Below are 15951 nucleotides of genomic sequence, written 5' to 3' on the forward strand. Positions count from 1 at the left end.
TAAAATGTGCCAGGCCCGGATGCTTTCACTCAAGCCTGTAAAAAGTTATTTAGACTCGCGGACTACGCCGGGCAGATTATCCAAAGCTGAGGTTAGCCACTGGCCAGTTGAATTAAGCTGAGCAACGATCAGATCCATCGCGTTAAACTGCTTAAATAGGCGAGCTTCCAATTTAGCGCTACGGTAATCAAGTGCAGTACGCTCTTCGGTTATATCTTTTAGTTTATCGTTTATCGAATCTGTGCGGCCATCAATGGTACCGCTGGTCTGAAGGTAGTTCTCCAGAATGATATCGACTTTAAAGGCGACGCCGTTAGGGTCGTCTGAAAACAGTGTTGTTACACCGGCATAGTCATCGGTCAGCGCAGTATCCAGCTTGCCGTCGTCCAGCTCAAGAGTGCCGTCACTGTTGGTCGTAATGCCGATGGATGCCAGCGATGTATAGCTGCTCTCGCTGTTTTCAATGCGATCTGTCAGGGTGCTACGAATCTGCCGTTCAATGTTGTTAATCAGTGAGTCACCAAACAGCGTGCCGGATGCTTCTGTTTCAGCGTTGTAGCTGGTCTGCTCATTGATCAGCGCGATCAGCTCGTTATAACCTTCAACTAATGTGGTGATCTGATTTTTGATGGCGCTGGTGTTTTCACTGATAGAGAGCGTAATGGGCTCGCCAACATTACTGTCTTTAAGCGTAATGGTCGCATCGGGTATTACATCGGTGATGCTGTTCGTTACGCTGGTCATTGACTGACCGTCAACGCTGAAGACAGCGTCAGCGGCGGCCGTTACCTGGTCGTAAAAGCCGGCTATGTCTCCATTAATATCGGCAGCGCCTGCGCTGTAATTGTAATTTGCGAGATCAGTATTACCGTCGGTGTTAGTGCCGGTGATGGTTAGTGCATTGTCGGCGCCGGTTTCATTCGCGGTGAACACCAATCGGGCGCTGCCGTTCACATTTAGAATAGTTGCCGTTACACCGATATTATCTTCAGCGTTGTTGATGGCATCACGCACGCTTTCAATGGTCGTATTGTTGGTCGCATCAAGGGTGACTGAAAAGCTTCCCCCTGCATCGGTAAATTCAAGTGTACCTTCGTTCACAACATAGTCTTGTTGCGTCACCAGTTTCTGAGAGCTTGCGAGGCTGGTGACTTCCAGTGAATAGCTACCTACAGCGGCATCGTTATCAGCGCTGAAACTGGCAGTTTCTGCATCAGAAGATGACGAGGTACGGTTACTAAAGGTAGTGGCGTCATTTAATCCGCTGAACTTACTTTGAAATTCTGATAAAGCACTCTTAAGAATGCCAACAGCAGATAGTTCTGCCTGAAGGTTGGCCTCTTTTTGAGCGAGGCGGTTAAGCGTGGGCTCGCGTTCAGCTGCAACCAGGTCGGGAACAATATTTTTGATATCGATACCAGAACCGATACCGGGGGATGAAATGGCCATAACAACCTCGTCTTACTATTCTCTATTAGAGAAGCAGGAAGGCGGGTTACGCCTTCTCGCTAAACAGCAGATTATTCATCTGCTCAATGTGTTTACTGATTGCGATAAAGTCTTCCGATGGAATCTGACGTACTAATTCATCGTTGGATGTATCGATGACCTTGATTATCGTCTGTCCCGCAGCAATATCAACCGAGAAGTTGAGGGTACGCTTGAACTGCGACATAAAGTCATTAATTGCCGCTACTGTTTCATGCAGCGCTTCAGAGTTTTGTTCGGACAGTTCTGCCGGACTTGGCGTAGCCGCTTTTTCAACTGGCTGTTGTTGAGTCTGCTGGGCCTGCTCGGTATTGACCTGTGTGTCGACAGCGGGCTTCAGATTGGCCTGAGCGGAAGAAATTTGTATTTCACTGGACATGATTTACCTCCTTATCTCAGCTAAAAAAGGCGGGCAAAGCCCGCCCTTTTCTAGTTTTGCTTTATGCTTACTGTAGCAGAGACAGTACGCCCTGTGGCAAAGTATTTGCCTGAGCCAGCATCGCTGTACCTGCCTGTTGCAGAATCTGGTTCTTAGTCAGGTTGGCAGTTTCAGCCGCAAAGTCTGCATCCTGAATTCGAGACCGTGCCGCAGAAACGTTCTCACTGATGCTGCTTAGGTTGGAAATTGTGCTTTCTAGGCGGTTCTGAACCGCACCTAGGTCTGCTCGGGATTCAGAGATGAAGGCCAGCGCTTGGTCAATGACTGAAAGAGCGTTGTTTGAACCTACTTGAGTGCTTATGTCTACATCTGCTACAGAACTTAGAGTTGCGTCTAATCCATTAGCATTGTTAGACAGCATAGAGCCAGTTCCAGTGCTAGATGAAATTGTAAAATCAGCAGAAGCAGAGAAAGAAACTGTACCAGAAACCATCAGAGCTTCAGTGGAAGCGTTTGTGGTTATGACATCTCCAAGATTGGTTGTGGTGATAGTAGTTCCATCATTGCCGGTAGTTTTAGCGCCTAAAAGAGCAGCATCAGCAACGCCGTCACCATCATTTACATCAGTAATGCCTATGTTGTGACCCTGAGAATTTGTCAGAGTTACTGTTGCCAAATCATCTGATAGAGTAGCAGTAATACCGGTTGAGGCGCTTTCAGCATTTATTGCAGCAGCTACATCGGTAAGATCACTTGTATCGTTGACAACAACGTCAAATACTTTCGCAGTACCGATGGTGTTAGCAGCGGTAGTGTAAGAGCCAAGAGTCAGACTGAGCGAATCACCATTCGATAGTTGAGCGCCTGCAGTGATATCAACTGAAGTGCTTGCTGTTGCAGTAACGCCGGTATCAGTGCCATTTACTTTATCGGCCAGCTGTTTAGCTGAGTCCGCAACTGCAAAAGCTACATCTTGAGAGCCAAGTGGTCCAGCAACTGTAACTGTTTCTGCTGTACGAGCAATATCACCTAGAGTTGCAGAGCCCGCCGCAGCTATCCCGGTGTTGCCTTCAGATGCAACAGCGTACGCTCCCATATCAGTTGCAGCTGAAGATTTGATGCTTACATCAATGGTTTCGTTTGCATTAGCACCAACATGGAATTTAGCGGTTGTGAAACTGCCATCGAGAATATTTTTACTGTTGAATGTGGTTGTTTCAGAAATACGGTTAAGTTCAGACTGTAGCTGAGCAACCTCTTTCTGCAGGTTAGAACGGTCAGATGCACTGTTAGTATCGTTGGCAGACTGGATAGCCAGCTCACGCATACGTTGCAGAATGTTTGATGATTCAGACAGCGCGCCTTCAGCGGTTTGTGCCAGAGAGATACCATCGTTCGCGTTACGAACTGCCTGGTTAAGACCACGAATCTGTGAAGTCATTCGGTCGGAGATCGCAAGACCTGCCGCATCATCTTTTGCACTGTTGATACGCAGACCAGAAGACAGACGTTGTAGAGATGTCTGCAGATCGTTTTGAGATTTGCTCAGGTTGTTTTGAGCGTTTAGTGAAGCGATGTTTGTATTGATAACAGCCATTTGATCATCTCCTTAACCTAACCGGTTATTGGAGTCCCCCCGGTTGGTTTTTTTGAGCTTTCGAGGCGGCAGCGCCACCTCACTAATAATTTATGTCGTGAAAGGGTTAACGGCGCACTGTTTTGAAACTTTAGGGGGGTGTTAAAGAAAAAGTAATATTTATTGGGTGTTTTTATTAAATCCCTTATATTACGAGGGTTTAAGGCTGAAAAAGTGATTACCCATTTTGTGTGTGCTTCTCTTAAAGCTGCTCTAATAAAGGAGATTGCTCAAGACCTTAATCGTTAGATCGTATTTAAGCGTCAAAAAAACATCGCCGCCATAGGTTGTCTTTTGCTTTGTTATGTCATAAATTTGACGTAATAGAGTTTGTAGTGATATTCATCAGACTCTCTCACTTTAATATCGGTTAGTTTGGTATCGTTATGGGTAGCCCGTTACAGATAATATTTATAGATGATGATGCGAGTTCCAGGGCGCAGCTATCAGAACGGCTTAGCTTTGCTGATATCACTCATACAACCACCGATTATGTGTCCTGGTTGCAGGGCGATATAACAGAGCCCGGTGACCGATCCGTTATCTGGCTGGGGCATTGCTCGCTTCCTATCTCGTTAGAAAAACTGATACATCAGTTTGATCAGCTAGATGACAAACTGCCTGTCATTGCTATCTCCCCCTGGCCGGAGTTGGACCAGCTCTCACAGAATCTCCAGGAAAAAATTATAGGTCGTCTTAATCCTGATGCTGACCTGGAAGCCTTAACGGTAATGTTGCACCGAGCGTTGATCTATCGACAGCTACAGCTTCAGTATGCTGGCCAGCCGGATCTCTTTTCACCTAAGTCGGTAGCCAGTCAGTTTGAGGGAATGGTAGGACACAGTGAGGCGATGGCACTGGTGCGCAAAATGATCAGTCAGGTGGCGGGTCGGGATGTGAACGTCCTTATCACCGGGGATAGCGGCACTGGTAAAGAGATTGTTGCTAATAACCTGCATAAAGCGTCAAAACGTTCGGCAGGCCCTTTCGTGCCGGTTAACTGCGGAGCTATCCCTGCAGATCTGCTTGAGAGTGAACTGTTTGGCCATGAGAAAGGGGCCTTCACCGGCGCGATCAGTTCCCGGGCGGGGCGGTTTGAGCTGGCCAATGGTGGCACGCTATTTCTGGATGAGATCGGCGATATGCCGCTGCCGATGCAGGTGAAATTGCTGCGAGTACTGCAGGAGCGTTGTTTTGAACGGGTGGGGGGCAGTCAGACCATTGACTGTGATGTGCGCATTATAGCGGCGACCCATAAAGATCTGGATCAGATGATTATCGATGGCAGTTTTCGTGAAGATCTGTATTACCGACTGAATGTTTTTCCTATTGATATGCCCCGTCTGCGTTCCAGAATCGAAGATATTCCGCCTTTAGTCGATGAGTTTACCCGTCGGCTGGCTAAGGAGGGGTTTGGCCGGCTGCGTTTTCATCCGGCGGCGATTCGTTCGTTGCAACAACATGACTGGGCTGGAAATATTCGCGAACTGGCCAATCTCATTGAGCGGTTAGCTATTTTGTATCCGGATGCGGTGATTGGGGTCCGGGAATTGCCTGAAAAATTTCGTCATATTGAAGAGCCTGATCCTGGGTTATATAAAGGCAATGGTCAGCGCCCCGATATTAATGCTGATGCGGTAGTGTCCGGGTCCTCTGGTGGTGAAAGTATCGGACAGGTACTGAATGAGCTCCCCGAGCAGGGGATGGATTTGAAGCTGTATTTGGAAAAGATTGAGCGGGGCTATATTAATCAGGCGTTAGATCAAACTGCTGGTGTGGTCGCCCGCGCGGCGGATTTGTTACAGATTCGTCGGACGACATTAGTTGAAAAGATGCGTAAATATGGGATTCAGCGAAAATAACATGAGCGCTGTCGATAAAGAGATAAATGCCTTACAGGCACAGGTGGCTGAACTACAGGCGCAGTTAGATCAGTTACAGCGTGATAAACAGGATGCTGAGCAAGATCACTTACGAACTTCAGGGCGTTTGGATGATCTGCTGAATTTACTGCCCGCAGGTATTCTGGTGATCGATAGCCGGGGAGAGGTAAGTCTCTGCAATCAGGCATCAGATAAATTGCTGGACGGACCGTTGCAGGGCGAAAAATGGGTATCGGTTATTAACCGTAGCTTTGCCCCGCGCAGTGATGATGGCCATGAAGTGTCATTGAAAAGTGGTCGTCGGGTGGGTTTACAGACCCGCTCGCTTGAGAATGAAGCGGGTCAGTTGGTGATGTTGACCGATCAAACTGAAACGCGCTTGTTGCAGGGGCGTTTGGCGCATTTTCAGCGATTGTCTGAAATGGGGCGGATGATGGCCTCACTGGCGCATCAGGTGCGTACCCCGCTATCTGCAGCCCTTTTGTATGCCAGTCACCTAATGAAGCCGGAACTGCGTCCAGAGCAGCGAATTAAGTTTGCCGGGAAGGTAAAGTCTCGCCTGGATAATCTGGAATTGCAGGTTCGGGACATGCTGATTTTTGCCCGGGGGGAGACCCGATTAGAAGATCAGTTGAGTATTGCTGAGCTTTTTCGTGAATTGGAAGATGCCCTGGATATGCCTCTGCATAGTTGGGATGCTGACTGTGATTGTATTAATCATGTGTCAGATCTTCAGCTGCACTGTAATAAAGATTCGCTGTTGGGTGCCATTATGAATTTGGTGAATAATGCCCTTCAGGCCGGGGGTAAGGGAACTGAGCTGGTTATCGAAGCGCGACTGGTTGGCGATAAACTGGGTATAGAGGTGCGTGATAACGGCCCGGGTATGGATGCTGAGTTGTGCAATAAAGTGATGGAGCCGTTTTTCTCGACTAAGTCTCATGGCACGGGGTTGGGGTTGGCTGTCGCTCAGGTCGTTGCGAAAGCGCATCATGGTGAATTTATGTTGCGGTCTCAGCCGGGAATAGGCACGCAAGCCGGATTTTTGATTCCTTATCAGATGAATGAAGAAGTTGATTAACATACTGAGCAGTACTTTCTGTGAAGTAAATTGCAAAGCTGTAATACCGACAATAATGAAGGCAGGGCCGGGTAACTTATGAGTATTCAAATATTAGTGGTAGAAGATGACGCTGATCTGCGCGAGGCGCTGGTGGATACTCTCGAGTTGGCCGGTTTTGAATACCTGGAAGCAGATTCTGGCGAGCGTGCGCTGGAAGTTATTGCCGAGTATCCGGTGGATATGGTGGTAAGTGACGTCAATATGGGGGGGATGGATGGGCACCAGTTGTTGGAAAAAATACTGCAAACTCACCCCTGCTTGCCAGTGATGTTGATTACCGCATACGGTCAGGTTAACAAAGCGGTCGATGCGATACGAAGCGGTGCTGTGGATTACCTGATGAAGCCTTTTGCACCGGATGCGTTGATTGAGGTGATTAAACGCTATACCGGTACTCAGATAAATGAACAGAGTAACCTGCAGCCTGTAGCGGAAGAAACCAGTAGTAAACAGTTGCTACAAGTGGCTCGCCGGGTGGCGGAAACCGATTCTACAGTGCTGATTACGGGTGAGAGCGGTACCGGTAAAGAGGTGCTGGCTCAGTATATCCACATGCATTCTCCGCGAGCTGATAAGCCTTTTGTGGCGATTAACTGTGCTGCAATACCTGAGAATATGCTGGAAGCAACGCTTTTTGGTCACGAGAAAGGGGCGTTTACCGGCGCTTATAGTAGTAATCCGGGTAAGTTTGAGCAGGCGAATGGTGGCACTATTCTTTTGGATGAGATCTCAGAGATGGATCTGGGATTGCAGGCTAAGTTGTTGCGGGTATTGCAGGAGCAGCAGGTAGAAAGGGTTGGTGGTCGCAAGGTTATCAATCTTGATGTGCGGATATTAGCGACCACCAACCGAAAATTGGAAGAATATGTCGCGGAGCATAAGTTCAGGGAAGATCTTTACTATCGCCTTAATGTATTCCCATTGCAGTGGTTGCCTCTGAGGGAGCGAGTAGCTGATATTGTGCCTTTGGCTCAGCGGTTGCTGGCTAAGTACTCTCGTAAAATGAATCGCACAGCTGTTTCTATGAGTGATGACGCTCAGCGTGTTCTTCAATCCCACCTCTGGCCAGGTAATGTGCGTGAATTGGATAATATTATTCAGCGGTCGCTGATCTTGCAGCAGGGAGCGTTGATTGGCCCTGCGGATCTTCATATTCAGCCGGGTAGTATGCATGCGGCTGATATGGCCGGGCGGATAAATTCTGTCAGCCTGAACCAGGTCGATAGTAGTCAGCTGGGTAATGATATGAAACAGCATGAGTTTCAGCTAATTGTTGATACGCTTCGGGAGACTGGGGGGAGCCGGAAGGACGCAGCTGATAAGTTAGGAATCAGCCCACGAACGTTACGCTATAAATTGGCTAAGATGAGAGAGGCTGGGATCGATCTTGATGCTGAGCTAAAGGGGTAAAATCCTTTATTTTCTCGAAATTTAGCGACTATAGTTGTAGAAAATAAGGGCTCTACGACTAATGGCCGGTGCCGGATAGACCAATGTCTAATTATGCTGTAATCAACCATTTATTATAAAGTTAACCTCTGATTTTACAGATTTCAGGGCAGCTTGTTTGTCCTGGGGTTTAGTGACCTGATTTGTCTCACCGCAAGAATAATAATATCGGCTGGGCAGGGATAGGGAGATGTGATCTGAGCCAGATGAATATCTGGTATCGGGTTACCGCTACTGCAAGAATAAATAATAAGCTAAGGGCATTATAAATGAGCGATTCTAAGGTATATCCGGTTAGTGAAGAGCTGGCTGCGTCTGCACATATCAATAATGAAAAATATCTGGCGATGTACGAACAGTCCATCAATGATCCGGATACGTTTTGGGGCGAAGAAGGCAAGCGGCTGGACTGGTTTAAGCCCTACACTAAGGTTAAAAATACAACTTTTGATCCGCATAATGTCGATATCCGCTGGTTTGAAGACGGTACGCTGAACGCTTCGTACAACTGTCTGGATCGTCATCTGGAAACCCGTGGTGATCAGGTTGCTATTATCTGGGAAGGTGACGACCCAAGTGACTCTGAAAATATTACCTACCGCGACCTGCATGAGCGTGTTTGTAAATTCTCTAACGCTCTGAAAGCTCGGGGTGTTGAAAAGGGTGATGTTGTAACCCTTTATATGCCGATGATTCCAGAAGCGGCTGTAGCGATGCTGGCCTGTACGCGTATTGGCGCGGTGCACTCAATCGTATTTGGTGGTTTCTCTCCTGAAGCGCTGGCTGCGCGTATCGAAGGTGCAAAATCTAAAGTTGTTGTTACCTCTAACTATTCCCTGCGTGCCGGTAAGTCGGTTCCGCTGAAGCTGAACGTTGATAAAGCGCTTGAGCATGATGCGGCGAAAGCGCTGGTTGAGAGTGTTATCGTTGTTAAGCGGGTTGAACAGGATGTCGCCTGGAATGATGTTGATGTTTGGTACGAAGACCTGGTTGCTGATGCGTCTGCTGACTGCCCTGCAGAAGAGATGGAAGCTGAAGCGCCGATGTTTATTCTGTACACCTCGGGTTCTACCGGTGCGCCAAAAGGTTTGAAGCACACCACTGGTGGTTACATGGTGTATGCGGCGATGACCCATGAGTACGCATTTGATTATAAAGATGGCGATATCTACTGGTGTACTGCAGATGTCGGCTGGGTAACGGGTCATAGTTATATTGTCTACGGCCCACTGGCTAACGGCGGAACCTCTTTGATGTTTGAAGGTGTACCAAGCTATCCTGATAACAGTCGCTTTGGTCGTGTTATTGAAAAGCATAAGGTTAACCAGTTCTACACTGCGCCAACAGCGATTCGTGCGCTGATGCAGCAGGGTGAAGATGTGCTGGGTGACTCTGATCTGTCCAGTCTGCGTATTCTGGGTTCTGTGGGTGAGCCGATCAACCCTGAAGCCTGGGACTGGTACTATCGGATCATCGGTCAAAACCGTTGCCCAATCGTTGATACCTGGTGGCAGACTGAGACTGGCGGCATGATGATTATGCCATTGCCGGGTGCGACTGCGGCTAAGCCGGGTGCAGCTTCTCGTCCGTTCTTCGGTGTTCAGCCAGCGTTGCTTGATGCTGATGGTAAAGAGCTGGAAGGTGCGACTGATGGTAACCTGGTTATTAAAGATTCCTGGCCTGGTCAGAGTCGTTCAATCTGGGGTGATCATGAGCGCTTTATCCAGACTTACTTTACGACGTATAAGGGTGTTTACACTACCGGTGATGGCGCTCGTCGTGATGAAGATGACTACTACTGGATCACGGGTCGTGTTGATGATGTAATCAACGTATCGGGTCATCGAATGGGTACTGCAGAAGTTGAATCTGCGCTGGTAGCCCACCCTGCGGTTGCTGAAGCAGCGGTTGTAGGTTATCCCCATGAAGTTAAGGGTCAGGGTATCTACGTTTATGTAACCCTGCAGTCTGGCTTTGAGCAATCTGATGAGTTGCTGAAAGAGCTGCGTATGCATGTTCGTTCTGAGATCGGTCCGATCGCCTCACCTGATTTGATTCAATTCTCTCCAGGTATGCCTAAAACGCGTTCGGGTAAAATCATGCGCCGTATCCTGCGTAAGATTGCTGAGAATGATTTTGATGCGTTGGGTGATACTTCTACGCTGGCAGATCCGTCAGTTGTTGATGACCTGATTGAGCATCGAATGAACCGTAAGTAATTGTGACTCCGACATAAACGTCGGATTCCAATTAGTGAACTCCCTCTCGATTTTTATGATCGGGGGGGAGTTTTGCTTTAAAAGTGGTGTTAATATATGTGGGTGCAGCCATCAGGCTTGACACTTTAAAAGCGGATATATTGCACGTTTTCACGGATTGAGAGCGGGTAAGGAGGGAGATTAACTTAATGCAACTAGCGCAGAAGATAATCATCGCGGATGACCATCCGCTGTTCCGAGCGGCGCTTAAACAAGCCGTTACACAGGCTGTTCCTGGCGTTGAAATCGTCGAAGCCGATTCTCTGGAAGCCGTTCAGGCTGCTGTCGATAGTCACTCTGATGCTGATCTGGTATTGCTTGATCTGCATATGCCGGGTACAAACGGTTTTACCGGGCTGGTATTTCTGCGTGGGCAAAACCCGGGGATTCCCGTGGTGGTTGTGTCCGGTAGTGAAGAGGCTTCAGTGATGAAACGGGCGCTGGACTACGGTGCATCGGGCTTTATTCCTAAATCATCTCCTTTAGATGTTATTGCTGAAGCGATAACAACGATTTTAGAAGGTGAGGAATGGTTGCCGGAAGAGATTGCCGAGGGTGTTGTTGATGTCACTGAGGAAGATCAGAAATTTGCTGCGAACCTTGCTTCGCTGACGCCGCAGCAGTTTCGGGTGTTAACGATGTTAACCGAGGGACTACTGAACAAGCAGATCGCTTATGAGCTAAATGTATCTGAAGCCACGATCAAGGCGCACGTAACAGCGATACTTCGTAAGCTGGGTGTTCATAGTCGCACCCAGGCAGTTATTGCTGCTCAGCGGCTCTGTGTGGATCCGCCAAAAACAGATATGGGCTGATATAATTGCTGTTGTTAAGTATGAAATGATAAAGCGCACCTTGGGTGCGCTTTTTTGTTTTTAGTTGCCGGTAATGAATTCGCTAAAATTGTTAGCACTGATAACCAGGCTTTGATTATTAATAGTTCGTCCGCGATGGATGCCCATCAATACCCACTGCTTGTTCTGTTTAACTAATACAGGCCCACCAGAGTCACCTTCCAGAGTGTTGCAGTTGGTGCGGAGTATTGCTCTGTTTTCGTAGGCCTGGGTGATGCTGCAACGGTCTTCAACGGTTAATACATAGGGTCGATCTGCCCGGTAACCAGCCTGGGATATTTCTTGGCCGATAGTCATCATATGTTCAGCCGCCAGGGGTAGATGGCCTAACAGGGTGCCAAGCGGTTTGTTTAAAGTCAGTAGTGCCCAGTCATGTTTGATGAGCTCTGCTGAGTTAAGTGTATGGGGATTGAAGTCGGGGGCGATTGTGTACCCTGAAGCGGTACTCAGGCCCTGAAATGTATCTTTTTCGGCGCCGGCAACGAAAGTAATGTACTGGGCTGGAAACCATTTACCAGTATTGCTGTTCCAGAGGCAGTGAGCTGAGGTTAATGCCTGATTAGCGCTGACCAGGGTGGCAGTGCAATGGCCTCTGCCTGCCAGGTTGATTCTGCCGATCATTCGCCAGGGGTGTGCTTCGCTGCTTACCCATTTACGTTGCATTGGGTAGCTGGTTGGAGCGATAGTTTGCCATGCGCTCCCGTCTTTTACGTCTTCAGCTGCATAGCTGCACTGGTTGTATGCAAGGCCGGTGCAGCATATCAGCAATAAAGTAGCGGGTATCAGTGTCATACCCTGGCTGAAGCGATCAATTTGCTAATAACGGCTCTCAGAGCGGCGGGCTTGATCGGCTTGTGTAGTAATTCAGCCTGAGTTTCAGCGATCTCTTCTTTGACAGCATCGGTACGATCGGCGGTAATGACGACAGCGGGTATTGGGTGGTGCCAGAGTTCGCCTAGTTCCTGTAGTGCCATGATGCCGGTACGTGTTTCGTCAAGGTGGTAGTCAGCGAGGATGATGTCCGGCATAAACTCTTGTTCAAGTATCTGGTCTTTTGCTTCTATGGCGGAGATGGCGGTGAGTACAGAGCAGGACCAGCCCTGGAGCAGAGCGCTCATTCCTTCCAGAATTTTCGGTTCATTATCAATTACGAGAACCTTGATGCCCTCTAGTGCTTTACTGCGGGTCCAGCCACGTTTTTCGGGGCGTGCTTTTACTGCTTTAGTTTTATCGCCTAGCGGTACGTTGACGCTGAAAACGGTGCCTTTACCTGGCCAGGAGCGCACGTTAAGTGGGTGATGAAGCATCAGGGCTATACGTTCGGTAATCGCCAGTCCCAGTCCTAGTCCGTCAACCTGAGAATGTTTCGGATTGTCAATGCGGCGGAATTCTTCAAATACTTCTCCCAGTTTGTTCTCGGCAATGCCGACACCGGTATCCCATACCTCAATCTGAAGTTTATTTCCCCGTCGTCGACAGCCGAGTAGTATCTTGCCCTGTTGAGTATAACGGATCGCGTTGGAAAGAAAGTTCTGCAGAATTCGGCGTAACAGTTGCTGATCTGAGTGAACGACCTGACAGCATTTTACAAAGTGAAAACTGAGGTTCTTTTCTTCTGCCAGTGCAGTGAATTCAGCGCTGAGGTTGTCGAACATGGTGTCGATTGAAAAGTGGCTGAGGTTGGGTTCCAGTGCGCCGGCATCTAGTTTGGATATATCCAGAATGGTGGTTATCAGGCCTTCTGCAGCTTTCAATGAGCCGTCTAGGTTGTCGACCAGTTGTCGTGTCTCAATGTTGTGTTGTTGCTGAGCCAGGGCGGAGATAAATAGTCTTGCAGCATTCAGGGGCTGAAGTAAATCATGACTGGCTGCTGCCAGAAACCGGGTTTTGCCCAGGTTGGCAGCATCAGCATCGAATTTTGCCTGTCGTAATTCATCCTCGATCAGGGAACGAATGGTATTTTCTTTGCGTAGTTCTTTGTTTACAACGGATAGAGTGTGAGTCCGTTCATGTACCCGTAACTCCAAGTTTTCATTGGTTTCCTGTAGTAACTGCTCCGCCTTGCGGCGCTCGGTAATATCCTGGTACAACGTAAAGTAACCGAGTATTTCTTTGGCTTCGTTGAAGTGCGGTATATAGGTTACTTCTGCATAGCGTATCTGATCATCCGTTGATGGCAGCTCGGTTTCAAAGCGCTGTCGCTCACCCTGTAATACTTTGCTGATATAGGGTTTACGTATCTTAAACTCCTGTTTTGATAAGGTGTCTTTGCTTGATGTGCCGGCGATGTTATGTCGGTCCAGACCGAAGGTGCGGGCATAGGCTTTATTGACAAAGCGGAAATTGCGCTCCGTATCGAGGAAAGCGATCAGAACCGGTACGTTATCGGTATAGTTACGAACATTTTGTTCGCTTTCTCGCAGAGCCTCCTGTACCCGTTTATGTTCTGTAATATCCATATAGGTGTTAACAAAACCACCGTTAGGCATTCTGTTGCCTTTAACTTCCAGTACCGAGCCGTCCATTCGGTGCCGCTCATAAGAATGGGCTTTACCTTCTCTCAGTATATTAAGGCGGCTCTCGACGTGATCGTTAATCTGGCCTTCACCATATTCGCCTTTGGTGGCGTTATAGCGAAAAATTTCTTCTATCGGCCGGCCTACGCATACCAGTCCTTCGGGGTACTCAAACATCTCGATATAGCGTCGATTCCAGGCCACAAGTCGCATCTGCTGGTCGACTACGCTGATGCCCATAGTGATGTTTTCGATAGTTGACTGCAGCAGGGAACGGTTAAAGCGAAGTGCCTGCGAGGCTTCATCAACGATGGTTACTACATCGCCGATCTGCATGTCTTTACCCCGCAGGGTTGAAGCAAGCACGATACGGGCAGAGGATGCGCCAATGACGCCGGCTAACAAACGCTCAGTAAACTGAATAAGTTCTGAGCTGGCTTTGTCTCCTGAGAGCAAAGGCTCAAGACCTGCTTTGAGGGCGAAGCCGGTAAAAGCGTGCTGTGTTCTGCTGATGCCGAGGAAGCGTTCAGTCAGGATTTGTAGGTCGCCTACCGTTGCATGGCTAAATACTTTAGAGGGTTCTGACAGGTCTTTATTGTAAACGTCGACGAAGGCGCTGGCCTGAATGCGATCAATGAGTCTTTGGGGGCTGTACCTTGATACCAGGAAGTACAGCAAGGTGTTGACGGAGATGCTCCAGAAAGCGCCGTGGGTGAGGGGGTCCATTTTGGGGAGGCCGAACAGTTGTGTTGGCTTTAATAGATCGGAGCCAAACAAACCAGCTTCTAAGAATGATGTTGGCATTAAGCCGGCGTTGGCCATGGTTGGGAAAACCAGAGTATAAAGCCAGATCAAAAAGCCTGCAGACAGGCCCGCCAGTACGCCGTGGCGGGAGCCTGTTTTCCAGTAAACGCCGCCGAGCAAGCCGGGTATAAACTGGGCGGAAGCGACAAAGGCTAATAAGCCAAATGAGGCGAGAGTGCCCTGATCACCCAGGATTCGGTAGTAGAAGTAAGCCAGGATCATCAGGCAGATAATAGTGATGCGTCTGACCCTGAGTAGCATTGCGCCCAGGTCTTTATTTTTCGAGAGCTTTAACCATGAAACCCGGAGTAATAGTGGCATAACTATATCGTTACACACCATTGTCGATAGGGTGATAGAGGCAACGATTACCATGCTGGTCGCCGCCGATAAGCCTCCAATAAACGCAAACGTAGCCAGGTCTTTGTAACCCTCTTGCAGAGGGAGCATCAGTACAAAAGTGTCAGCATCAACCGTATTGGGGTCGAAGTATGTCATTCCGGCGGTAGCTATGGGTAAAACAAACAGGGATAGCAGAAGTATATAGAGAGGGAACAGCCATCGGGCGGTCTTCAAGTGCTCAAGATGGGTGTTTTCAACGATAGTAACGTGAAACTGTCGGGGCAGGCAGAGAATTGCAGCACAGGCTAAGAGAATCTCAGTTAAGAAGCTATTTCCAAGGAAGGTCTCGTTCAGGGGGTTGCTGAAGTTTGCGTTGCTGTGCAGTTGGCTGCGGATATTATCAATCAGGTCTGGCACGCCGTCGAAGATATGAAAAGTGACCATCAGACCTACGGCCAGAAAAGCTGTGAGTTTGACGATGGACTCAAAGGCTACTGCCAGTACCATGCCTTCGTGGTGTTCGGTAGCATCGATATGGCGAGTACCAAAGAGGATGGTAAAGACTGCCATTATTAGTGCGACGAACAGCGCAGTATCGCTGCCCTTGCTTAGTGCTTCGGTGGCCCCGGGTGCAATGGCGTTATAGCTGATAGCGACCGCTTTGAGCTGCATGGCGATGTAGGGAATAGTGCCGAAAACGGCAATCACAGTTACCAATACGGCTAATGCCTGGCTTTTGCCATAGCGGGAGGAGAGAAAGTCTGCGATGGATGTAGTGTTCTGTTGTTTGCTGACAAGAATGATTTTCTCAATGATGCGCCAGCCAAAGATAAATACGATAGCTGGCCCTAAATAGGTTGCGAGAAACTCCCAGCCGCTGACTGAGGCGCGCCCGACGGCTCCGTAGAATGTCCAGGACGAGCAGTAGATTGCCAGAGATAGCGAATAGATGACCGGATTGTTGGCGTATGAACGTCCTTTGGCGCTGCGGTCGCCAAAATAGGCGATGGCAAACAGCAGGCCGACATAGGCCAGAGATATAAGAATGATTGAGCCGCCGGAAAGCATAGTAAGGCTACCGTTGTTACTTTGGTGGAAGGCCTAGTGTACCTGAACTCATCCTAACTTCCCTACAGCTCTTATACCTTTGTCTAGCGCTTTGAGTTTTAACGGTTTTTTGTGAATGGCTGGATGTCGCGGAGGGCTTGGGCTGCGGCCG

At 48.6% G+C, this 15951-nt stretch carries 10 protein-coding genes and 1 pseudogene; 5 read left to right on the top strand and 6 right to left on the bottom strand.

Annotation, left to right across the window (positions count from 1 at the left end; all coding sequences use genetic code 11):
- Positions 1-45 precede the first annotated feature (45 nt).
- The 4 genes and pseudogenes from fliD to AMJAP_RS17860 all read right to left on the bottom strand — a co-directional run.
- Positions 46-1449, bottom strand: coding sequence for a flagellar filament capping protein FliD (gene fliD, locus AMJAP_RS02905; protein WP_019622992.1), 1404 nt, complete (start codon positions 1447-1449; stop codon positions 46-48).
- A 46-nt stretch (positions 1450-1495) separates the two neighbouring features.
- Entirely contained in the window at positions 1496-1867 is a 372-nt protein-coding gene (locus AMJAP_RS02910) for a flagellar protein FlaG (RefSeq protein WP_019622991.1), read from the bottom strand.
- Positions 1868-1934: 67 nt separating this feature from the next.
- Positions 1935-2360, bottom strand: a complete 426-nt coding sequence (locus AMJAP_RS17855) for a flagellin (protein ID WP_376787805.1) — start codon at positions 2358-2360, stop codon at positions 1935-1937.
- A gap of 168 nt (positions 2361-2528) precedes the next feature.
- A pseudogene (locus tag AMJAP_RS17860) lies at positions 2529-3464 on the bottom strand (flagellin N-terminal helical domain-containing protein); the annotation flags it as partial.
- 425 nt (positions 3465-3889) lie between these two features.
- Between AMJAP_RS17860 and AMJAP_RS02920 the strand changes: the two are divergent.
- The 5 genes from AMJAP_RS02920 (at position 3890) to AMJAP_RS02940 (ending at position 11031) form a co-directional block, all read left to right on the top strand.
- Positions 3890-5365 carry a sigma-54 interaction domain-containing protein gene (locus tag AMJAP_RS02920; RefSeq protein WP_019622989.1) on the top strand — a complete coding sequence of 492 codons (1476 nt, stop codon included), beginning with the start codon at positions 3890-3892 and terminating at the stop codon, positions 5363-5365.
- A complete protein-coding gene (locus AMJAP_RS02925; RefSeq protein WP_019622988.1) occupies positions 5346-6467 on the top strand; it encodes a sensor histidine kinase in 1122 nt (373 codons plus the stop codon). Before AMJAP_RS02920 ends, AMJAP_RS02925 begins: the two co-directional genes overlap by 20 nt.
- Before the next feature lie 78 nt (positions 6468-6545).
- Entirely contained in the window at positions 6546-7919 is a 1374-nt protein-coding gene (locus AMJAP_RS02930) for a sigma-54-dependent transcriptional regulator (protein WP_019622987.1), read from the top strand.
- A gap of 308 nt (positions 7920-8227) precedes the next feature.
- The gene (acs, locus tag AMJAP_RS02935) at positions 8228-10177 is read left to right on the top strand and encodes an acetate--CoA ligase (protein ID WP_019622986.1); all 1950 of its coding nucleotides are present in this window, start codon (positions 8228-8230) and stop codon (positions 10175-10177) included.
- Positions 10178-10365: 188 nt separating this feature from the next.
- The gene (locus AMJAP_RS02940; RefSeq protein WP_019622985.1) at positions 10366-11031 is read left to right on the top strand and encodes a response regulator transcription factor; all 666 of its coding nucleotides are present in this window, start codon (positions 10366-10368) and stop codon (positions 11029-11031) included.
- Positions 11032-11091: 60 nt separating this feature from the next.
- Here the strand turns inward: AMJAP_RS02940 and AMJAP_RS02945 are convergent, their stop codons facing one another.
- Together AMJAP_RS02945 and AMJAP_RS02950 are read right to left on the bottom strand one after the other, a co-directional pair.
- Positions 11092-11862: a trypsin-like serine peptidase gene (locus AMJAP_RS02945; RefSeq protein WP_019622984.1), complete on the bottom strand. Its 771-nt coding sequence runs from the start codon at positions 11860-11862 to the stop codon at positions 11092-11094.
- Positions 11859-15800, bottom strand: a complete 3942-nt coding sequence (locus tag AMJAP_RS02950; RefSeq protein ID WP_019622983.1) for a hybrid sensor histidine kinase/response regulator — start codon at positions 15798-15800, stop codon at positions 11859-11861. The genes AMJAP_RS02945 and AMJAP_RS02950 overlap by 4 nt, the downstream gene beginning before the upstream one ends.
- Positions 15801-15951 lie beyond the last annotated feature (151 nt).

Origin of the sequence: Amphritea japonica ATCC BAA-1530 (assembly GCF_016592435.1) — a bacterium.
Taxonomy (GTDB): domain Bacteria; phylum Pseudomonadota; class Gammaproteobacteria; order Pseudomonadales; family Balneatricaceae; genus Amphritea; species Amphritea japonica.

Bases quoted from the DNA above. Each gene is read 5' to 3' on its own strand.
- AMJAP_RS17855 (WP_376787805.1), bottom strand. From the start codon at position 2,360: ATGGTTTCTGGTACAGTTTCTTTCTCTGCTTCTGCTGATTTTACAATT.
- AMJAP_RS02920 (WP_019622989.1), top strand. From the start codon at position 3,890: ATGGGTAGCCCGTTACAGATAATATTTATAGATGATGATGCGAGTTCC.
- AMJAP_RS02925 (WP_019622988.1), top strand. From the start codon at position 5,346: ATGGGATTCAGCGAAAATAACATGAGCGCTGTCGATAAAGAGATAAAT.
- AMJAP_RS02950 (WP_019622983.1), bottom strand. From the start codon at position 15,800: ATGCTTTCCGGCGGCTCAATCATTCTTATATCTCTGGCCTATGTCGGC.
- acs (WP_019622986.1), top strand. From the start codon at position 8,228: ATGAGCGATTCTAAGGTATATCCGGTTAGTGAAGAGCTGGCTGCGTCT.
- AMJAP_RS02945 (WP_019622984.1), bottom strand. From the start codon at position 11,862: ATGACACTGATACCCGCTACTTTATTGCTGATATGCTGCACCGGCCTT.
- AMJAP_RS02940 (WP_019622985.1), top strand. From the start codon at position 10,366: ATGCAACTAGCGCAGAAGATAATCATCGCGGATGACCATCCGCTGTTC.
- fliD (WP_019622992.1), bottom strand. From the start codon at position 1,449: ATGGCCATTTCATCCCCCGGTATCGGTTCTGGTATCGATATCAAAAAT.
- AMJAP_RS02930 (WP_019622987.1), top strand. From the start codon at position 6,546: ATGAGTATTCAAATATTAGTGGTAGAAGATGACGCTGATCTGCGCGAG.
- AMJAP_RS02910 (WP_019622991.1), bottom strand. From the start codon at position 1,867: ATGTCCAGTGAAATACAAATTTCTTCCGCTCAGGCCAATCTGAAGCCC.